This is a genomic window from Rhodohalobacter sulfatireducens, from assembly GCF_022012475.1.
Lineage (GTDB): Bacteria > Bacteroidota > Rhodothermia > Balneolales > Balneolaceae > Rhodohalobacter > Rhodohalobacter sulfatireducens.
The window spans coordinates 53,771-74,703 of sequence record NZ_JAKLWS010000001.1; the positions used below are offsets into that span (position 1 = coordinate 53,771).

Sequence of the window (20,933 nt, forward strand, 5' to 3'; positions counted from 1 at the left end):
AGACTATTCCAACGTATTTGAATTAGGAATTAGAGTGGGCGAATCTTAATTTTTAAGAATATCAGAACCTTCATACTACCATTGGCGTTTTGGAAATTACCAGCGAGCTATCAGTTACATCCGAGCAAATTGCCAGCCTCGAGATGCACTCCGTCATCAATATTCTATCCGTAATTTCGGGGCAGTTGCGACTCATCCAGATGGAAACAGAAAATCAGGACTTGATTGAACCTGTAATTGATATGAGTAATACTCTTGCTGATTCTTGCTCATCAAAAGACAAGCGGGGTTTAACACTCGAATCACTCAGGGAGTTTAGAAAAGCAGTATTTTCGGCTTTGGATGAGTTGGAGAGTCGAAACTATCCACATAATAGTAGACCCTCCTTTTCTGAACACAAAGAGAACCTGACCAACATTTTTAACGTGTTTGATGTAAGAATGATGGAACTTTTGCACAGGTGGGAGAGTCCCGGGACCTGGGATTCCTTTAACTCAAAAAGTTTTGTCGGCGATTTTAAGAAGTTTTTCTACGCGATGGAGAAAAACAGTAAGGGCAGATATAAAATAACCTACAATATTGCTGAGCAAAAAGAGACAGACTATCTGGTCCATTTTGCTGTCAACAGCGACGCTAAAGATAACAGGATCTATCTGCCGCTCATATTGAAAGACGTGATTCGAGACCTGATTGCCAATGCCAGGAAATACACACCTCCCGGCGGTGAAATAAACATCGGCATCTCGCAAAAAAACCAGGCCTTTAAGTTTGTAGTTGAAGATAATGGTTATGGAATCCCGGAGGATGAAATTTCAAATGTTGTTGAATTTGGGGTTCGTGGAAGTAACGTAAAAGATAATGTGCGTACCATGGGTGGCGGATTCGGACTTACAAAAGCCTACTTTTTTGTTAAAGAACTGGATGGCAAAATGTGGATTGACTCAAAATTAAATGAAGGCACAAAGATTATCATTAAAATTCCCATTCCCGACCGAGTCAATAAGAAATTTGGATAATTGAACTTTATTATAGGAAGCAAAATTTCTCAAATCTTTAGAATTGATTCATTGCAAAGCTCTGTCTTGTAGGAATAAACTCCACTTCTGCCGCAGGTTCTTTCCTATAGCTCTTTCTTCCGAAAACGTATAATATTCCATTTTAAGAATTAATGGGATTCTAACGATGGAAGCACACCTCTTGCTGGAATCTAAATTGGAGATGATTGGTACAGTAACTGATTTTACATACAAATGGTGTGTAAATATGGGATTTGATGAGCACAGCGCTGCAAGAATGGCTCTATCTGTGGATGAGATTCTGACAGATATTGTACTCTACGCATTTAAAGATGAAAAAGGGTATGTAGAAATCTGGTACCAATATACACCATCTGAAATAGAGATTATCATCCAGGAAAAAGGGGAGCCGTTTGATCCGGAAAGACATACTTACAACAGAGAAAAAGCGTTGATCGAAGGCGACTTTAAGGGGGCATCCCTTGAAACGGTTCAAAAAATGACAGATCACTTTCTTTTCTTAAACCGTGGAAAAGACGGTAAAGAATACAGGCTCGTTCAAAAGTATAGTTTTCCACACATTCTAGACCTTGTTCCGAACGAATATGATTTTGAAAAAGATGAAGATCCCGAGTCTGAACACAACTATCTAGTCACTCCGATTACAAGTGAGGATGCCGAAGATATTGCAAAACTGATTTATCGGTCATATAGCTACAGCTACCCAAAAGAAGATCTTTATTTTCCACGTCGCCTTGAAACAGCCATTTACAATGAGTACAAATATGGTACGATTGTGCGTACTCAATCTGGAAGACCTGTCGGATATTTTGCCGTCGTAAAGAGTACCGACTCAATGATCGGGGAAGTAACCGAGGCAGTGGTTTCACCACGACATCGTAACCGCGGATTGATGAAAAAAATGATGCTTCATTTGATAGAAATGAGCCGTTCGGGGGGTTTGTCGGGGCTCTTTGGCATGGCAATGACCAACCATCTATTTAGCCAAAAGGTAAACAGCAGGTACGGTTTTAAGAGCACAGCACTGATCATCTCGAAAACCGGCAAGAGGACCTTAAAGGGAATGGAAAAGAGTCATCTGGACATGGTAAGTGTAATCCTGGACTTTTTGCCTCTGACAAAGCAATGGCAGCGCCCTCCCTGTTTGCCGAAAGACTACGCCGAACTTTTCTCTGAAATATATAATCAGTTTGAAGAACAGGATGAAAGCTCTGTGAAACAAAAACCCGCCGGCAGTAAGTCTGAGAAGACAGATATGAACTTGTCAATTAATTACGAAAGTCAATCGGCACTGATTACAGTTAAAACTTATGGCTCCACTTTCGTGGGAAGCTGTATGAGAATGCTGAAAAGTACAGAAGAATTAACGCTGACATCTCTCTATATAGACCTTCCTTTGGATGATCCATATATAGATTCTGCGATTACCTGGCTCAAAGATCATGGGTTTATTCTCGCCGGTCTTGTACCCTTTTTCCACCAGGAGGAGGATTACCTTCGGATGCAGCGTTTTTTTAAAGATGTAAACTTCAACGAGATTCAAACTTATTCTGAAGTAGCAGGGAAACTAAAAAAAGTGATTCAAGATGAATACAATGAACTACAAAAAAACCAGTCAGAAGCTTGAAGTAGAACTGACTGGTGATTTTAATCTCAAAGCTGTGAGAAAAATATCTGACCTGCTCGGTGATGGAAGTGAACTTTTCATCAATTTGAAAAATGCCAGATTCGTGAATAGCAAGGCGATCATTTTTCTTCATAAACTTATGCAAGGAAATCCCCGGGTAGTTGTTCGTTTGAAGAATCCTCCAAAAATCTTTTTTGAGCTTCTGCAAACGCTTGGCCTTCACAGAATTTGGGAACTCGACGAGATAGTAGAACCTTAACCCCCGCATTCTATGGAAGAAAACAAATCGATTTTAACCTCACTTAACCTTGATTTCCCGGTTTGGGAACAGATCTTTACGGTTCATCCTTTGGTCATCGTTGGAACGGTTGGAAGGGATTCATCTCAGAATTTTGCCCCCAAACATATGGCGTTTCCGCTGGGCTGGAAAAACTATTTTGGATTTGTTTGTACCCCAAAACATCAAACCTATCAAAACATCAAAGAAACCGGGGTGTTTACTGTAACCTACCCAAAGCCCGACCAGGTTGTCATCACCAGTTTAACAGCATCCCCGCGTTGTGATGACGGAACCAAGCCCGATTTGAAACCCATCAAAACATTTCCGGCCTCTGAAATTGATGGCCATTTTATTGAAGACGGGTATGTTTTCCTGGAATGCAAATTAAAGAAATTTGTAGATGGCTTTGGTGAAAACAGCCTGATACTTGCCGAAATTGTTGCAGCCAGGGCCTGGAGTGATGTGATTAAAAATCCATCGCATTCTGATAATGAAACAATTTACAACCACCCGCAGCTGGCCTATATCGCCCCCGGCCGTTATGCCGTCATTGACGAGACACAGGCATTTCCGTTTCCGAAAGACTTTAAGAAATGACCCATGATTCCGAAAGCAGAAACCGAAACCATACTAAATGAATGCCTCTCACGTGAACAGGAGTTCCTGACGCTTCTCGAAGAGCTGGTAAATATTGAAACTCCACCGGGAGATATATCATCACATGAAAAGCTCTTTGATCGAATTCAGAAGGAACTTGAATCCCTGGATTATACAACAAATCACTATCCAAGTAAGAAAAGCGGAGGACAAATTCTTTCACGGCCTGATGCTGATCATGGAAGTGTATATCAATTACTGCTTGGACATATTGATACGGTTTGGCCGGAGGGTACACTGGAAAAAATGCCTTTTAACAATGAGGGTAATGTTTTTACAGGTCCCGGTATTTATGATATGAAGGCGGGTATAAGCATGATGATTTTGGCACTTAAAATTATGAAGGATCTTGATTTGGAGCCAACTGTTCATCCTGTTCTTTTCATCAACTCGGACGAGGAAACCGGTAGCCGTGAGTCTGTTTACAGAATAAAAAACCTGGCGCGGACAATGAACAGGGCATATGTACTGGAACCATCGCTTGATCCCGACGGAAAACTTAAAACACGCAGAAAAGGAGTGGGTCATTTCGATATAGAGATTAAGGGGGTTTCCTCTCATGCGGGAATTGAACCTGAAAAGGGAAGAAGTGCCATCGTGGAGCTCTCCTACCTCATTCAAAAACTAAATGAACTCAATGATCCGGAAAATGGAATCTCAGTAAATGTGGGTAAAATCGGTGGAGGTACGAATACAAATGTGGTGGCCGGTGAAAGCAGTGCAGCTGTAGATGTTCGGGTATTGACAAAAAAAGACGCAAAACGCATCAAACAAAAGATCTTGGAAATTGAACCCACCACACCCGGTGTCAAATTAAATATTTCGGGAGGCTTTAAGCGACCTCCCTTGGTACGTAATCAGAGAAACAGGAAACTCTGGAAAGAAGCACTAAGAATTGGAAAGAGATTAGATCTCAAACTTACAGAGGGCATTTCAGGAGGCGGATCTGACGGTAGCTACACAAGCCAGTTTACCGCTACGCTTGACGGTTTGGGAGCTGTGGGGGATGGTGCCCACAGCCCAACCGAAAAAATCTTCCTCGACAAAACACTGGAACGTACGGCGCTTTTAATTCACCTGTTGCTGCTCCCCGAATTAGAGTAGTATTCATCATAAATTTCAAATTTTCACCCGCACAGAAAGCATCATACTCCGCCCGGCTTCGTAGATATTTCCGATGCTTGTATGCGTATGGTAAAACTCGTTCGTAATATTGTTCATTTGCAGAACGGTTTGTATGGAATCATCAGCCCAGCCTTTTTCAACACTTATATTTACTACGGCATAAGCATTGGTTGCATCTTCATTGGATGAGATCTGTGCAATCCTTTCCTGGCGGGCCGCCCACTCTAAATCCGTCATCACTCGAAATGTTCCTGCATGAAAGTGAAGGGTACTGAATCCCCTCAATGGTGGAATTAACGGCAACGGTTCATCGAGTGTTTGATTTTGGGCATAGGTATATGAAAATCTATTTTCGAGTCTAAACGACCTGCTCAATGTATGGATACTTCGAAATTCTCCACCCATCAATACCGCATCACCAACATTCGCATAGCGTTTAAAGCGAAAGTCGTTATTACTCAGATCATCAGACAAAATCCCATCGATATAATTAAAATATTGTTTGTAAAACAGGGACAGAGAAAAGGATTGATTTCCTGACTCTTTGGTAATATTAAAATCCGTGTTTATTGATCTCTCCGTTTTTAACCAGGGATTTCCATCATAAAAATAACCGTCGGTATAATTGTAGATATAATGGCCAAATAACTCCATATGATTCCCCATCCGCTCGGAGTAAACCACGCTTGCACCTGTACTCCACCGGTCGTCAATCATCCAAAGCAGATTTCCTGAAACAGATGGCAGTATACGTTGACGTGCAGAAAGCTCCCGGTCATACAACCCCTCAAAAAAGGACTGATGAGTTTCACTGAGCGTATTCAAACTCTTATATCGAAGATTCTCCTCTATCTTTAAAAGTACTGAATCGGATAGATTGAACCGGTGCCTGAACCCAATCCCCACGTTGTTTGTCCGGACCTCATCCAGGTTATAAATCATCATATCTTCGATGGATGAATCCAGGCTCTGCATCAGCATATCGCCGTACGCTTCGGATGTGAATCCATCCACAAACCAGTCGAAGGAATGGGACTGAACGGTTGCAGAACCCGCCAATTTTGTTCCAAATGTTGTAGTGGTTCCGTACATCGGCATATACATCCCGCGCATAACGGTCCGGTTGGCAACATCTCGTTCATAATCGTCCATCGTATGCCGGATAGCATTTGCATACAGCATTACAGATTTAAACCGAAAATGTTGACTGGTTGGCGCAAAATTAAACTTCAACTGACCAATATCGGCAAGGGCTTTTGTGGCGTCCATCAGCAGCGCCGGGTAACCAACATCATAGGCTTTATCCGTGATGTAGTTCAATTCGACAGAGTGATTTGAAGCAAATGTATGCCGGTAGTTCAGGTTCAAATTAAACTTTTCATATTGTGTATTCTCTACGGTTTGATTGTTGCCGGCTTCGAAGTCATCCGCCTTTTTATAGCTTCCTGAAAACCGAATGCTATTCCGGCCCGGCTTATCTGCAACATTTCCGCTCATCTGAATTGTGCGTAAGTTATCCGGCAACCTCAATCCGCTGCTCAGGTCCATCGTCAATCGCTCAGGCCCCGCTTTTTGAGTGATTAGATTTACCGTACTGTTGCCCGTTCCGTTTTCAGCAACACCCGCTCCGCTTTTATCAATTTTCAAACGCGATAAGTTGTTCATCTCTACATAAGAGGTGATGGGATCCATTTTATCCACACAGGCTTTAAAAACCTGCATTCCATCGATTACAAGATTCATTCGCTGATCACTTTGACCCCGGATTACCGGTTCCCAGCCAAAGGCTCCACGCTTTGTCATAGATAGCCCGTCTATGTTTTCCAGGAACCGGTCCATACTTTGTATTGGTTTCTGGTTTTGATAGGATCGCACATCGTTCCGGTCTTCATTTCCAACAACCAACAGTTCTGTGGTTTGGTGAAAAACCGCCGGCCTCAATGCAATTAAATGGACAGAGGAATCGAGAGAAATGCTTCGGTTTTCGTAACCAACTGCAGTTATTATTATTTGTTGATGATTCGGTTCTATTTTGAAAGTACCGTCTCTGTCCGTTATGGATATGACCTCACCGGTTGAATCTAAAATATGAGCGCCCGGAATAGGGGACTGACTCTCTTCATCCACAATCTGTATTTGTTGCTGTCCTAAAACATTACTTATTGTGATCAAAATTATGATCACCAGCGATATTAAATTCTTCATATTGACAAGATGATATACTTTTCTATTTGTCATTTTAATGGGAGATCTGCCAACCTTTTATCATTCATAAAGCAGACCTCCCAATAGATGAACAAGAGTTTATTTTGCCTGGACACTGTATTCAAAAACTACTTCGGGCAGGGTTTCTCCATTCACTGTTAACTCAACCGAAGTTGTCCAAACCCCGCTCATACTATAGTTGATATCGCCTTCGTACATCCCGTTACCCGTGGCTACCGGATTTGTAAAATCGGTGGAATGTCCGCTGCCGCCGCCCATATCCATGTATGGATAGACTAAAAGTTCAGCATCTGAGACAGGCGGGAAGCTCATCATCGACTCGCGTGTATGGACCATAAATGCGAGCTCATTATTCCCGCTAACCGGATTTTGAGGTGAATACCAGGTGATGAAATAGATCTTATCGGATTCGCTTCGAACACTGGTAAGCTTCCACGATGAATCTACATTAATGGGAAGCTCTCCGGTAATTAACTGGTCATCCTGTGTTCGAATCTCGAATGGCACAGACCAACTGCCCATTGCCCCGCCGGGCATGATAAATACAACCATATTTTTGAGATATCGGTCGTCTTCTTCAGCTGTTTGCGGTTCTGTATACGGAGTGGAGTGCATCATCTCCCCCATGTCCATCATCGGCGTAATAGAAAATTGTTGAGGTTCTATTCGGTCTCCGTCTTTCTCAATCTGCCAATAGAGCATATTGAATCCCGTTTCAGGTTCTTTTTCGGCAAAGAGTGATACTGTATACTCCTGTACTGTGACTGAATTCACGGGAATTAAATCCAGTTCCGAATTGGAATTGTTGGTATTGCAAGAAGCGACAGCCAATACCAAAGCTGCCATGGCCATCATACGGCCCATAGATATAGATAATCTCATAATAATGGAATGTTTAGCAATGTTTTAATTATCAGATCGCTGATCTCAACGATCCATCGTAAATCCTAAAACAGTGCTAAACGCGGGGCGGGCGAAACAGATCAGAATCTGTTCCTTTCAAAGGGTGATCAGAAAATAAACTAAACGTCATATCTTCTTTTTGTGGGACAGGAGTTGACTCCTTTTCGTAACAGGCGGCCTGAATTTTATTCAGGGCGATCAGCGCCTCTGTTGATGAATTTTCAGTTGAATGCGGAGATGAAAAATAGCATGCATCACTCTGTGAACTTTCTCCATGATGATCACCGTGAGAAGCCATCCCATTATGGTGACAGGTACAAGTTTTTTCCCCTTCTTCCACCTCACAATAACAAAATGAGATCTCGCAGTGAGTACCTTCATCCTGGTTGTGTGAGTGATTCATCGTTAAACCCAAACCAAGCCATCCTGCAATGTTCCAAATCATTACAGTTATCACCAGAATGCTGGTTAGCTTATAGTATGTTCGATCCGCATTCATTCAGGTAATTTAACACTTAATTGTGAAAAATATTTTAATTCACAAAACCTGTAGCCATGAATAGAAAAGACTAATATCTGCTCATTTTCCTTATTTTTAAATATAAGCTGCAAATAATATTCTACTATGAAATCAAATATTCGGGTAACAAAAGCTTCAGGAGAGCAGGAACTTTTCGATGAGCATAAACTCAGAAGATCACTCAGAAGCGCCGGTGCCCACGGGGATACCGTCGATCGAATCGTTGAGTCTATTCATCAGTTACTCCATGACGGCATTTCCACGCAAAAAATTTATCGTGAAGCCTTTGATCTGCTTAAAGAGGATTCTAAGAGACTGGCTGGCCGCTATAAACTGAAAGATGCTATTCTTGAACTTGGGCCAACCGGATTCCCGTTCGAAAAATTTATCGCAGAACTTCTGAATCACCAGGAATACAAGACAGAAAATGGGATCATTGTTGAAGGCGATTGTGTCTCCCATGAAATTGATGTTATTGCTCAAAAAGACAACGAACATTTTATGATTGAGTGCAAATTTCACAACCGTAAAGGACATACCTGTGATGTGAAAATTCCCCTCTACATTCAATCTCGATTTTTAGATGTAAAAAGAAAATGGACAAGCCTGCCGGGCCATAAAAATAAAGTTCACAAAGGGTGGGTCGTTACCAATACCCGGTTTACAAAAGATGCGGAGCAATACGCCGAGTGTATTGGATTGAAGCTACTGAGCTGGGATTATCCAAAGAATAACGGGTTGAAAGATCTTATCAGCAGGGCGAAACTGCATCCGGTAACATGTTTGTCATCCATGGATAAAATGGAGAAAAAACATCTTTTGGATGCTGATATCGTGCTTTGTTCTCAATTACTGGATCACACCGAGATGCTGGATAAGATTGGGATCGATTCTCGAAAGAAGAATCAAATCTTAAAAGAAGCTCGCGCCATCTGCAATCAGGAGAACAATCTATGAGTGAATCAATAAACATCCATTTCCTCGGGGCTGCCGGTACGGTAACCGGAAGTAAATTTCTTATTGAATCATCTGATAAAAATATCCTCATTGATTGCGGATTATTCCAGGGGATCAAAAAAATTCGGCAGCTGAACTGGAGCCATCTTCCGATCCATCTGTCCGATATTGATCTTGTTGTTCTAACTCACGGTCATTTGGATCACTCCGGTTTCTTGCCGAACCTTGTTAAAATGGGATACAAAGGCCCTATTTGGGCAACTTCTCCGACGATTGATATCACTAAAATTATCCTGGAAGACAGTGCCAAAATCCAGGAGGAAGATGCTGAAAAAGCAAATAAGGAGCACTTCTCAAAGCATCACCCCGCCAAGCCTCTTTACACGCTGAGACATGTTGAGAAGACTCTTCCGCTATTTGAGGCTAAAGATGAAGGTATTTGGGTCCAGGTCAGTGATCATATTCGGTTACGGTTTCAATATAACGGTCACATACTTGGAGCCGCCTACCTGGAGCTGGATCTTTTAGGAAAACGGTTTGTCTTTTCCGGGGATGTCGGGCGACCCTCAGATCCACTCCTTCGAGAACCCAAAAAGCCGGAAAAAGCGCATATTCTGTTTTTAGAGAGCACTTATGGCGATCGGCTTCACCCGGATAAATCAACACTGGATGAAATGCAAAAGGTTATTCTTGAAACGTATGACAACAAGGGAACCATTATCATCCCGAGTTTTGCAGTGGAGCGGGCTCAACTGCTGCTTTACATGTTGTGGCAACTTCGTGTTCAGAATAAAATCCCCGAATCCATTCCTATTATTCTCGACAGTCCCATGGGAGCAAATGTTCTTGACCTGTTTCAAAAACACACAAGTTGGCATAAACTGAGTTCAGCAGAGTGTTCAGAGATGTGCAACCAGGTCCGGGTTACGAAATCTTTTAAAGAAACATGGGAAATCATTGATGATCCGCAGTCGAAAATAATTATTGCCGGAAGCGGAATGGTAACCGGTGGCCGTGTGCTTACATACCTCGAACAGTATATCGATCGACCCGAGACAACCGTACTACTTGCCGGATACCAGGCTGAAGGTACTCGCGGACGACATCTTCTTGACGGTCTTAAAGAGATTAAATTTTACGGAAAATATTTTCCGGTTAAAGCACGTATAGAATATCTCGAAGGCCTTTCGGGGCATGCCGATCAATCGGAGCTGTTGAAATGGGTTTCCGATATCAGCGAATCACCCGAAAATGTGTATCTTGTGCACGGTGAACCGCAAGCTCTGGACATGCTTCGGTTAAAAATAAAAGATCGTTACGGGTGGAATGTTCACATCCCGGATCTGTTTGAGGTAGATACAGTCACTATCGGGTGATTGTGTTTATTAAAACAGATATTTTCTTTACATATTCAATACTTACTTCATACTTATACCATTTTTTTTATGAGCAATAAAATATTTTACTCGTTGGTTGCCGTTTTTATCATAGCCAGTTCCTTTTTCTGGATCTACATGTTCCAGGGAAAGTCCTTTGCACTACCTTTTTCTGAAACTGAAACTGTGAACGCCGAGGGTATCTCACTTACCATGTATCACAGTCCAACCTGCGGATGTTGTGTGAAATGGGCTGAATATTTAGAGGAGCATGGAGTAGAAGTTACGATGGAAGAGACCATGAATGTGTACGGCACCAAAAGAGATCACGGTGTACCGAACCAATTAAGTTCCTGCCATACAGCCGTTGTTGATGGATACGTAATTGAAGGACATGTGCCGGTGGAAGATATTGTAAGACTTCTGGACGAACGCCCTGATGCTATTGGCCTTTCGGTCCCCGGTATGCCGATCAACTCACCGGGAATGGATATGCCTTCAGACGAAGAATATCAAACCGTTCTTTTTGATTCAGAAAATATCTCCGTTTACAACACCCACAACTAAATAAAACTGATCGCTCAACTTATATTATTTGTTCTGTAAGTAGCTGAATCAGAATCTTTTAAAATTAAATCAATTTCTGAATATGCATTGGGTAAATGGCGTTGACGGATGGATTACTTTTACCTGGTGGGCAATTCTTATACTGATTGCAATTTTCATTATTCGATATTTTGTAAAGCGTAATATGCACCCCGAAGAGAGTAAAGCGTTAAACATATTAAAAGAGAGATTTGCGAAGGGTGAAATTGACAAAGATGAGTTCGAAGAAAAAAAGAAACATCTGGTTGATTAAGGCCAATTTCTTTTGAACTTACCGGCTTAAATCCCAGACCGGAACTCCCAAAAATGCCGATAGTTTATCAGCATCCTCCCGAACTTTAACAGCCTTCCCATGGTCAATCACATTTAAACGGGATGCATCCTTAAGGATCAAATTCAATTCATAACTTCTGTAAGATCTACTGTTGCTGCTTGATACACTTTCGGAAATAATTTGCAGTGCATGAACTTGACTCAATCTTACGGCATCCTTCTTAGTATTACTGACGCTTGAATCAACCTGAGGAGCTTTTTTGCCTTTCCAATACATTCCATCTGTTTTATCAAACACGATTGGGCGAACCGATTTTTTAAAAAATATACTGCCAATCAAAAAGAAAACTACTCCTGCGAGAACAGGCAGCCATTCATTCGATTCAAATAATTGAGTCAGCGGTACCGATAAACCGGAAATCCCGCTGTATGCCAGGAAAGCACCTGCTACCATAAAAATTGAACTGAACAGAAATGAACCGGGGGAAGATTTAAATTCCACCCGATTCGGATTTATCTCCTTTAGGCTGTGTGAACCAAAATTCTTACCTCCTCTTTTCAAAGGCCTCCAGTCCGTTTTTTCAGCAACTTTATCGTCAAATTGTGAAATCCTTTCTGCAGATTCTTTGGCAAGCTGATCTAACTTCTCTTTTATTTTGTCGAACATATTTACCCTCTTTAAATATTATTGATGATTTGGACTGACGTAGCTAAGAAATCAAAATCAGATACAAAATTAATGAAGACAATTTCAGTTAAAAATCATAATTGATTATTCCATACTTGCATCCCAAACGGGAACATCCAGGAATTCTGCCAACTTCTTTGCATCATCTCTGATTTTTACCGGGCTCCCGTGATCTACTACATTCATTCTTGAACCATCTCTCAAAACCAGGTTTAATTCATAACTCACATAACTTTTATTATCACTCCGAACCAGCTCCGGGATAATTTGCAGTGCATAAATGTTTCCGATTCTGCTGCTGATCTCTTCTTCCATTTTTGCCATATATCGCTTTGGCTTCTTCCATCCTTTCCAGTAGAATCCCAGTGTTTTATCAAAAATGACCGGTTTTGAAAAACTGTAAAACAGCCATCCCCCAACGGTCGCAAAAATCAACCCGAATAAAATGATGAATATAAAATCGGACTGATAGATGTCGGCCACTTCATGCAACATCTCTCTTCCAAAAAAAATGGGCATACCTACTCCAATTGTGAAAAATATCAGGCTAAATAATTTAGCACCCATTGTTGATCTGAATTCGATCCGCATATAGTTAACTTCGACCAATTTATGCGTTTGGAAATTGGTGCCTCCTCTTTTTAAAGGCTCCCATTCGGTTTTTAGTGCCATTTCATCATCAAATTTCGATGGATCAAAGGATGGCTTCCAACTGGAAAGCTTTTTAAGGGCGTGTTTAATTTTGTTCAGCATATTTGAAATTTTTAATTCTTTTAAACCAATATGAACTTAGATCTGATCATTGTACTAAATCCTGTTGATCAATAAAATTGAACTCCTTTTGCCATCTTCTCGGTAAAAAATTTGATATTTTGTGGATATATAATCATAAAAAAAGGAGAAAAAATGAGTTATTACGTATCAACAAAATTTAACGGATCATTTGATGAAGCGATCACCAAAACCACGGAAGAACTCAAGAAAGAGGGATTCGGTATTCTTACAGAGATTGACGTTAAGGAAACACTGAAAAAGAAATTGGATGTGGATTTCAAAAAGTACAAGATACTGGGTGCATGTAATCCGGGCTTTGCTCACAAAGCACTCCAGGCAGAAGATAAAATCGGTACGATGTTACCGTGCAACGTCATCGTGGAGGAGCATGAAGATGGAACTGTTGAAGTTTCTGCCGTGAATCCACTTGACTCCATGCAGGCCGTCCAAAATTCAAGCCTCGGTGATATTGCCGGTGAGGTAAAATCGAAACTGGAGAAGGTTATTCAGGCGATTTAGCAAGATAGAGTAGACATGGTATTTTTTCATGCTCGCGATTAATTTTGAGTTTATTGCAGAGTCAGAATCATATATAGATCTCTGAATCAGCAAGAAAAATACCATGTCTTTCAGGTGAAACACTCATCGGATGACTCAAAGGTTACTTCAACACTGCCAGACTCAGACATTGTATTTTTCTTACCATTTCAGAATTCTGAAATTTTACCTCTCTCTAAAATCATCTCAAAGCGAGTTGCAGGCACGAAAAAATACAATGTCTTTTAATTCCCCATCAAACTATCCTTCAAATCCGAAACTTCCACCTGGATCGTGGAATGATGGATATTAAAATGTTCTTGGAGTTCTTCTTTAATCTTCCTCAGAAACTGATCTGTTTTTTCTGATTTGAGCACGATATGTACCGACAGCACATTCTCGGTTGTACTCATCGCCCAAATATGCAGATCATGGATGGACTCAACCTCTTCATGCTCTTTCAAAAAGCTCTCTACCTCTTCATAATCTATATCTTTTGGTACAGCATCCAGTGCCAGGTTGATGGAATCAATGAAGAGTCCCCAGGTGCCGTAAACAATCACAAATAGGATAATGAAACTGGTTACCGGGTCTATCCACATGGCACCGGTTACATTAATCAGCAATCCCGATACAACCACACCGAGAGAAACTCCGGCGTCGGCGGCCATATGCAAAAACGCACCTTTGATATTCAGATCTACTTTTTGGCCTTTCATGAAAAGCAGAGCGGTTGCTGTGTTGATCACAAGGCCGACTCCTGCGACGATCATGATTGTACTGCCTGGAATCTCAACAGGATTCTGAATTTTTTGCCATGCCTCCCAGCCAATCACACCCGCCGCACCGAACAGCAGCAACGCATTAAAAATAGAGACCAGTATGGTACCTCTTCTGAGTCCGTATGTAAACTTTTTGGCGGGACGTTTTTGAGCAACTGCCATCGCAAACCAAGCAAATACCAGGCTGAATACATCACTCAGGTTATGGCCGGCATCCGCCAACAGTGCTGACGAATTAATGATCACTCCGTACGTTACCTCAACAACAACATAGGCTATATTCAGGCCTATCCCTATTGCAAAGGCTTTGCCGTAGGTTTGTGTGTGAGATTGATCTTGTGAATGTGAGTGGTTATGAGGCATCTGAAAAGATACCAATTTATGTTCTTTTTAATGTTTGGAGTAAATAAAACTTCATTAATTACACTGTCATTAAGACCGGGTGGTTTTGTTCTTAAGAGGATGAATTTTCATGATTTGTTATCCATTTCCACGAAATTTTTCGTTCCTATTGCTCCCAAAGAATGACATCTATTCCCTAAACGGGCCCAAAAGCCAACATGGCATCTGCTACTTTTTTGAACCCGGCGATGTTCGCACCTTTCATATAATCGATGTTACCATCATCATCCTCTCCGTGCTCTTTACACTTTTTGTGGATCTCTTTCATAATCGATTGGAGACGATCATTGACCTCCTCGGCAGACCAACTCATTCGCAGTTCATTCTGCGAAATTTCCAGGCCTGATACGGCTACACCCCCTGCATTCGAAGCTTTTCCGGGAGCATAAAGTACATCAGAATCTCTCAACAGACGTGTGGCATCCGCACTGCAAGGCATGTTGGCACCTTCTGCAAGCAACATCAATCCGTTCTTCAAAAGTGTTTTTGCTGAAGACAGATCAACTTCATTTTGAGTTGCACATGGTAATGCAATATCACATGGTATTGACCATGGAGTTTCACCCTCCAGGTACTCGCAAGAGAATTCATCTGCATACTCTTTGATCCTTCCGTACTTCACTTCTTTTAATTCTTTTACGAATTCGAATTTTTCCCTGTCGATTCCCTCTTTGTCATAAATCGTTCCATCTGAATCAGATAAGGTCACAACTTTCGCTCCTAAATCCATCGCTTTTTGACATGCGTACAATGCTACATTACCGCTGCCGGAAATCGAAACTTCTTTTTCTTCGAGATCATCGTCAAATTCTTCAAGCATATTTTGAACAAAATAGATGAGCCCGTATCCGGTGGCCTCGGTCCGTATAAGACTTCCTCCAAAATTGATGTCTTTGCCCGTAATAGTTCCTGTAAAGCGATTCGTTAGTTTTTTATACTGTCCGAAAAGGTAACTGATCTCCCGTTTACCTACACCGATGTCACCTGCAGGAATATCCGTATCTTCCCCGATGTACCGTTGAAGCTCATCCATCAGGCTGTGACAAAACCGGAAGATTTCACTGTCACTTTTTCCCTTCGGATTGAAATCGGAACCTCCTTTTGCACCGCCAATTGGCAGACTTGTGAGTGCGTTCTTAAAAGTCTGCTCAAATCCCAAAAATTTCAAGATACCTGCGTTTACGGACGGATGAAAACGCAACCCTCCTTTGTATGGACCGATACTATTGTTGAATTGTACCCGCCAGGCCCTGTTTACATGTATCTTCTTGTTGTCATCCATCCATGTTACCCGAAATCGTATAATTCGGTCCGGTTCTGTCAATCTCTCCAGGATAGCTGCTTTTTCATACCTTGGCTTGTCCGCGATATACGGTAAAATATCTTCATAGACTTCTCTCACCGCCTGGTGAAATTCCTTTTCTCCTGCATTGTGTTTTTTTACCGTCTGTAGTACGCGCTCTAAATCATACATACTCCCTCACTCTTATAGGTTACTTTTTAATAGAATATTTATTTCAATTCAAATTTGTCAGGTTTTTATGCTTGCAAATTGTTTATAGCTAAATAAAATCAATACCTTATTTAAATATATTTCTTAGAAATTATTAAATGAAACCTTCAATAAAGATATTCTATAGAAGATGCTTGAACGAATTTTTACATACGAGAGCGATGAAATAAAAGTAACCTGGGACCAAAAGCGATGTATCCACGCTGCTGAGTGTGTGAAGGGACTCAATGATGTTTTTGATCCCGACCAGAAACCGTGGATTCAACCTGAAGAGTCTTCTGCCGATCAGATAATGGATGTTATTGAAAAGTGCCCATCCGGTGCGCTTCATTATGAATTAAAAAGTGGAGAACAACCCGAAAAACCCTCCTCCAGGAATCGAATTCAATTACAAGAAAATGGCCCTCTCTACTTTTTCGGCGACCTGGAAGTTCAGGATGCTGAAGGAAATATCGTACTTGAAGATACCCGGTTTGCAATGTGTCGATGTGGTGCCTCTGCCAACAAACCCGCTTGTGACAACTCTCACGAAAAATTAGACTGGTCAGCCCCGACAAGTGCCAATACCTCAAACATGGAAGAGTTGGATGAAGAAGATCAGGATAAACTACTCATCAAGTTGATGAAAAATGGCCCGGTTTTACTTGAAGGTACATACACTCTGGAATCACCGGAAATTGGCGAGTTTACATCTTCAAAAGGAATTGCGCTTTGCCGATGTGGCGGCTCATCCAATAAACCTTTTTGCGATGGCACGCATAAAAAGATTGGGTTTGAAGCGCAGTAATTTTTAGACGATAGAAATCCGCGAAGTTTCATTTTTTTATGAAATTTATTTTCTGATTTGAGAGAAAGATAAAACGATAAAAACTTCGCGGATTTTTCTATTTCAAAAGCACAAAGTTCACAACGTTGTGCTCGCCGTGAAATCTTTGTGCCGCCGTGGTTAATCCATGCTAAGTATTGACTCTCTCAATTTATTGACTTCATCTGAAGTAATACTATCTCCTTCACTTCCAAACTCCTGCAAGATATACGATGCAAGGCCGGCAATTTCTTCATCATCTAAGAAGTCATGCGGCGGCATCTGGATCTCATAATCAGGAGTATTCTGACCCGCTAAAATAACTGTTACCAACGAATCTCTGTCCTGAATTTTTGTGGATCCCTTAATCGGCGGAAACCGTCCGGCCACACCTTCACCATTTCGCTGGTGACAAGCTGCACAGTACAACTCATAGACCTCCTGACCGGCAACAGGAACTTCTTTTTGAAGATCGTCTCCCTCCTTGTCGGGGTATCGAATATTACTGGCTGTTTCTTTTATTACTTTCATGTTCGCGAGCTGTTCTTCTCCGAATGCACTCCTCTCACCTTTAAACATCACTCGCCATATTTTCCCATCTACGGAATCGCTGATATACAACGAACCGTCCGGTCCCACAGCTAAACCCACGGGCCGATGCTCTGAATCATTGGTGTTTACCACTGGATCTACACCGGTAAATCCATTTGCGAACACGTCCCAGTCTTTGGAAAATTCCCCGTTCTGATAGGGAATGAATGCTACAAAATACCCTGCCTGCGGATAGGGATTTCGAATCGTCGAACCATGAAAAGCGATAAACGCTCCATTTCTGTAGTATTCGGGGAACTGGTCGCCCTGGTAGAACTTCAGATCATTCGGTGCAAAGTGGCCCGGAAACCCAACCAGCGGATTATCAAATTCGCTGCATCGTCCGACCTCATCTCCATTCCCGCCATACTCCGGTGCAAGCACTTTTCTCTCCCGGAACTGATCGTAAAAACAGTACGGCCACCCGAAGTTTGAACCTTCGGTTACTCGCCCAAACTCTTCGGCCGGCAGCACGGCATTATCCCATGCTGTAAACAGTTGAGGCCACATGCTGTGAAGATTATCACGTCCATGCTGAACGATGTAAAGTTCGTTATCAACTGGATTCCAATCCATTGCAACGATGCTTCGAAGGCCGGATGCAAATCGAATACCGGTTGGAGCAACATCCGGATTAGCATCTCTATTTAAACTTTCCTGCTGAACCTGGTTAAATTGGTCTGCCCGAAATTTCCATATACCCGCATGATTGTCCAGAATGAGACATGGATCTTTTCCAGGACTTCCCGGAATTCGGTTTTGCTCCTGGCATGCATCCGAAGGTGCACCATACGCAGTAAAAAGATTCCCTTCATTGTCAAAAGAGAGTGGTTTTCCAATGTGCTCATGATGGCCATGCTCATGATCATCAATCACAATAGTATCACGCCGGGTTGTATCCGGAACCAATTCGTCGGGATTCAGGGGATAGCGAAATACGTAAAGTTGCGTACTGTAGTATAGGTATCCGTCGTGAATCTCCATTCCCGTTTCGTAATTACCATGGGTCTGATCCAGGCTGAATGTTTTGATGATGTCGGCTTTACCATCTCCGGATGTATCTCTAAGTGCAGCAATTCCGCCGGTTTCATATGCGCGTTTAAGCTTCACATAAATATCACCATTCTCATTCACTACAAGGTGACGCGCAGGTCCCACACTGTCTGCCACCACTACCGCTTCAAAACCAACAGGAAGATCCAGCTCACCATCATTTGGGGCACCGGGAGGGAGTTGTGGGTTTTTGTTAAACTGACAGGAAGAGAGGACTATCAACATCAATCCAACAAATACAGATATTGTAATCTGCTCATAAAATCTACTATGATGTAAAAGCTGTTTGTTCAAATAGATCCCCAAAAAGTTGCATCAGTATCTTAGCTAATAAATATATAAGTTCGATGAAATATTCTAATAGGATTTTTTAGTGTCATTCTAAGGCTTTGCAATGAGAAGTTCCCAACATTTCTGGGGAAAAACTTGGTAATCTCTCTGATTGGTTACGATTGGAGATTGCGCTAAAGTTATCCCCCACGGGGTTTCACTGCGTTCGCAATAACAGATCAGAGACTTATATCCTAAAAGATTTTCGACCTAATCATTAATGTACCGTGAACAGACTTAGATTTTTAAAAATAATCACCAGCTCACTTTTAGCTGCCCCTACCCTCCTTTCAGTACTGCAAAAAAACAATCAAAGCCTGTTTGAAGTTGGTCATTATACAGAGCCGGGTAGTTTTACATCCGGTGCGGAAGGACCCTCGGTGGATACCCATGGAAATCTCTATGCAGTGAATTACAATCGGCAAGGGACGATTGGAAAAGTTACTATCGATGGAGAAACAACTGTCTTTCTGGAACTTTCTGACGGCAGCATTGCCAACGGAATTCGATTTAACAGCAAGGGCGAGATGTTTTTGGCGGATTACGTGAATCATAATGTTTTGAAAGTGGATTTGGATTCAAGGCAGGTTTCCGTATTTGCTCACGAACCAATAATGAATCAGCCCAATGACCTGGCTATTGGAGCCAATGATATTCTGTATGCGAGTGATCCGAACTGGAGTGAATCTACCGGGCAGCTTTGGCGGATTGATACCGACGGAACAACTACGCTTCTTGAAGACCAGATGGGAACCACAAATGGAATAGAGGTTAGTACAGATGAATCGAAACTTTACGTGGGCGAATCGGTTCAGCGAAAGGTCTGGCAGTATGATCTTTCCAATGATGGAGAAATCAGCAATAAACGCCTGTTGATTGAATTCTCAGATTTTGGATTGGATGGAATTCGCTGCGATCAGAAAGGGAACCTATACATCACCCGACATGGAAAAGGTACAGTTGTGATCGTGTCGCCTGAAGGTAAGATCATTAGAGAAATTGAGATGTTTGAGGGCAAGAGCATTACTAATCTCGCATTTGGTGGCCCCGATGGAAAAACGGTTTACTGTACAGTGGCTGATATTGGAAATATACAATCCTTCAGAACAGATACACCGGGACGCAGCTGGAATTTGTTTGGATAAGTACGGGTAAATGTAAGGCACAAGTTGCAAACTTGCGCCAGTTATAGTTACAAATTTACGCCAATATAAGTTTTTTGGGTGGAAAAAGAATTCACGGCTCAGCGAGCCGTGTTACGTAAATCGGCTCGCTGAGCCGATCTTCATTTTGTAAATCAAATCTTGCAGAAGTACATTATACCGAACGAATGCCAAAACCAACATAAATTCAAATAAACAGTTCAAAGCAAATGGATCTTAACTCTCAAAAAACCACACGAAAATCAGCTATCAAATCAATGTTTAGTGGAATTCTGGCAGCAGGTGCCGGACTTTTCGGAATCTCCCAGGCAAAAGCTGCAAATACTCAGAATGACAACTCTATCAAAACAATTGCAGATAAAGATCAGCAGGGCGAGGTACCACTGTTTTCAAGCGTAAAAGTTCACAACGGTCTTGTATATGTGGCCGGGAAAGGCGAACACGGCGAAGGTGATATCACCGTTCACACAAATTCTGTTTTAGATCAAATTGAGGAAGCCCTTGAGGGTGCCGGATCATCCATGGAGAAAGTGCTGAAAGTAAACGTGTATTTGCATGACATTCGTGATTATGATGGATTGAATACAGCGTATCGGGGACGTTTCGGTGATAGCCCTCCGGTTCGAACTACAGTATCCTGCTACGGTGGAATCCCCGGAAACTCACTGGTTGAAATTGACTGTATCGCTACACTTTAATTAATAAAAA

The 20,933-nt window shown here is 41.9% G+C and carries 21 protein-coding genes; 13 read left to right on the forward strand and 8 right to left on the reverse strand.

What is annotated here, in order from left to right:
- Nucleotides 1-89 precede the first annotated feature (89 nt).
- The 5 genes from L6773_RS00230 (at nucleotide 90) to L6773_RS00250 (ending at nucleotide 4,705) form a co-directional block, all read left to right on the forward strand.
- Nucleotides 90-1,016, forward strand: coding sequence for a sensor histidine kinase (locus L6773_RS00230; protein WP_237851820.1), 927 nt, complete (start codon nucleotides 90-92; stop codon nucleotides 1,014-1,016).
- A 166-nt stretch (nucleotides 1,017-1,182) separates the two neighbouring features.
- Nucleotides 1,183-2,664 carry a GNAT family N-acetyltransferase gene (locus L6773_RS00235; protein WP_237851821.1) on the forward strand — a complete coding sequence of 494 codons (1,482 nt, stop codon included), beginning with the start codon at nucleotides 1,183-1,185 and terminating at the stop codon, nucleotides 2,662-2,664.
- Nucleotides 2,633-2,923, forward strand: coding sequence for a hypothetical protein (locus tag L6773_RS00240; RefSeq protein ID WP_237851822.1), 291 nt, complete (start codon nucleotides 2,633-2,635; stop codon nucleotides 2,921-2,923). Before L6773_RS00235 ends, L6773_RS00240 begins: the two co-directional genes overlap by 32 nt.
- Before the next feature lie 12 nt (nucleotides 2,924-2,935).
- On the forward strand, nucleotides 2,936-3,541 hold the full coding sequence (locus L6773_RS00245) for a flavin reductase (RefSeq protein WP_237851823.1): 606 nt from the start codon (nucleotides 2,936-2,938) through the stop codon (nucleotides 3,539-3,541).
- Nucleotides 3,542-3,544: 3 nt separating this feature from the next.
- Nucleotides 3,545-4,705, forward strand: coding sequence for a M20/M25/M40 family metallo-hydrolase (locus L6773_RS00250; protein ID WP_237851824.1), 1,161 nt, complete (start codon nucleotides 3,545-3,547; stop codon nucleotides 4,703-4,705).
- Between the two features lie 15 nt (nucleotides 4,706-4,720).
- Here L6773_RS00250 and L6773_RS00255 read toward each other — a convergent pair whose 3' ends face one another.
- From L6773_RS00255 to L6773_RS00265, 3 genes are all read right to left on the reverse strand, one after another.
- Entirely contained in the window at nucleotides 4,721-6,931 is a 2,211-nt protein-coding gene (locus L6773_RS00255) for a TonB-dependent receptor (RefSeq protein WP_237851825.1), read from the reverse strand.
- A gap of 99 nt (nucleotides 6,932-7,030) precedes the next feature.
- Nucleotides 7,031-7,834 (reverse strand): FixH family protein, encoded by an 804-nt coding sequence (locus L6773_RS00260; protein ID WP_237851826.1) that lies wholly within the window; start codon nucleotides 7,832-7,834, stop codon nucleotides 7,031-7,033.
- 76 nt (nucleotides 7,835-7,910) lie between these two features.
- On the reverse strand, nucleotides 7,911-8,354 hold the full coding sequence (locus L6773_RS00265) for a hypothetical protein (RefSeq protein ID WP_237851827.1): 444 nt from the start codon (nucleotides 8,352-8,354) through the stop codon (nucleotides 7,911-7,913).
- A gap of 126 nt (nucleotides 8,355-8,480) precedes the next feature.
- On the opposite strand from L6773_RS00265, the gene L6773_RS00270 reads away from it, so the two are divergent.
- From L6773_RS00270 to L6773_RS00285, 4 genes are all read left to right on the forward strand, one after another.
- Complete coding sequence (locus tag L6773_RS00270) at nucleotides 8,481-9,332, forward strand: restriction endonuclease (protein ID WP_237851828.1); 852 nt, start codon at nucleotides 8,481-8,483, stop codon at nucleotides 9,330-9,332.
- Nucleotides 9,329-10,708, forward strand: a complete 1,380-nt coding sequence (locus L6773_RS00275) for an MBL fold metallo-hydrolase RNA specificity domain-containing protein (protein WP_237851829.1) — start codon at nucleotides 9,329-9,331, stop codon at nucleotides 10,706-10,708. The genes L6773_RS00270 and L6773_RS00275 overlap by 4 nt, the downstream gene beginning before the upstream one ends.
- A 69-nt stretch (nucleotides 10,709-10,777) precedes the next feature.
- Entirely contained in the window at nucleotides 10,778-11,275 is a 498-nt protein-coding gene (locus L6773_RS00280; RefSeq protein WP_237851830.1) for a DUF411 domain-containing protein, read from the forward strand.
- Between the two features lie 82 nt (nucleotides 11,276-11,357).
- On the forward strand, nucleotides 11,358-11,567 hold the full coding sequence (locus L6773_RS00285; RefSeq protein WP_237851831.1) for an SHOCT domain-containing protein: 210 nt from the start codon (nucleotides 11,358-11,360) through the stop codon (nucleotides 11,565-11,567).
- A gap of 18 nt (nucleotides 11,568-11,585) precedes the next feature.
- Here the strand turns inward: L6773_RS00285 and L6773_RS00290 are convergent, their stop codons facing one another.
- Nucleotides 11,586-12,254, reverse strand: a complete 669-nt coding sequence (locus tag L6773_RS00290) for a hypothetical protein (protein WP_237851832.1) — start codon at nucleotides 12,252-12,254, stop codon at nucleotides 11,586-11,588.
- Nucleotides 12,255-12,359: 105 nt separating this feature from the next.
- A complete protein-coding gene (locus L6773_RS00295; RefSeq protein WP_237851833.1) occupies nucleotides 12,360-13,028 on the reverse strand; it encodes a hypothetical protein in 669 nt (222 codons plus the stop codon).
- 153 nt (nucleotides 13,029-13,181) lie between these two features.
- Here L6773_RS00295 and L6773_RS00300 point away from each other — a divergent pair, with 153 nt between their 5' ends.
- Nucleotides 13,182-13,568 (forward strand): DUF302 domain-containing protein, encoded by a 387-nt coding sequence (locus L6773_RS00300; RefSeq protein WP_237851834.1) that lies wholly within the window; start codon nucleotides 13,182-13,184, stop codon nucleotides 13,566-13,568.
- Nucleotides 13,569-13,831: 263 nt separating this feature from the next.
- On the opposite strand, the gene L6773_RS00305 is transcribed toward L6773_RS00300, so the two are convergent.
- Nucleotides 13,832-14,731 (reverse strand): cation diffusion facilitator family transporter, encoded by a 900-nt coding sequence (locus tag L6773_RS00305; protein WP_237851835.1) that lies wholly within the window; start codon nucleotides 14,729-14,731, stop codon nucleotides 13,832-13,834.
- A 175-nt stretch (nucleotides 14,732-14,906) separates the two neighbouring features.
- The gene (gdhA, locus tag L6773_RS00310) at nucleotides 14,907-16,244 is read right to left on the reverse strand and encodes an NADP-specific glutamate dehydrogenase (protein ID WP_237851836.1); all 1,338 of its coding nucleotides are present in this window, start codon (nucleotides 16,242-16,244) and stop codon (nucleotides 14,907-14,909) included.
- Between the two features lie 169 nt (nucleotides 16,245-16,413).
- On the opposite strand from gdhA, the gene L6773_RS00315 reads away from it, so the two are divergent.
- Nucleotides 16,414-17,070, forward strand: a complete 657-nt coding sequence (locus L6773_RS00315; RefSeq protein ID WP_237851837.1) for a CDGSH iron-sulfur domain-containing protein — start codon at nucleotides 16,414-16,416, stop codon at nucleotides 17,068-17,070.
- A 159-nt stretch (nucleotides 17,071-17,229) separates the two neighbouring features.
- Here L6773_RS00315 and L6773_RS00320 read toward each other — a convergent pair whose 3' ends face one another.
- Nucleotides 17,230-19,026, reverse strand: coding sequence for a PQQ-dependent sugar dehydrogenase (locus tag L6773_RS00320; protein ID WP_237851838.1), 1,797 nt, complete (start codon nucleotides 19,024-19,026; stop codon nucleotides 17,230-17,232).
- 332 nt (nucleotides 19,027-19,358) lie between these two features.
- Between L6773_RS00320 and L6773_RS00325 the strand changes: the two genes are divergently transcribed.
- Both L6773_RS00325 and L6773_RS00330 read left to right on the forward strand, forming a co-directional pair.
- Nucleotides 19,359-20,207 (forward strand): SMP-30/gluconolactonase/LRE family protein, encoded by an 849-nt coding sequence (locus tag L6773_RS00325; protein WP_369431052.1) that lies wholly within the window; start codon nucleotides 19,359-19,361, stop codon nucleotides 20,205-20,207.
- A 227-nt stretch (nucleotides 20,208-20,434) separates the two neighbouring features.
- A complete protein-coding gene (locus L6773_RS00330; RefSeq protein WP_237851840.1) occupies nucleotides 20,435-20,923 on the forward strand; it encodes a RidA family protein in 489 nt (162 codons plus the stop codon).
- The last annotated feature ends 10 nt before the right edge of the window (nucleotides 20,924-20,933 follow it).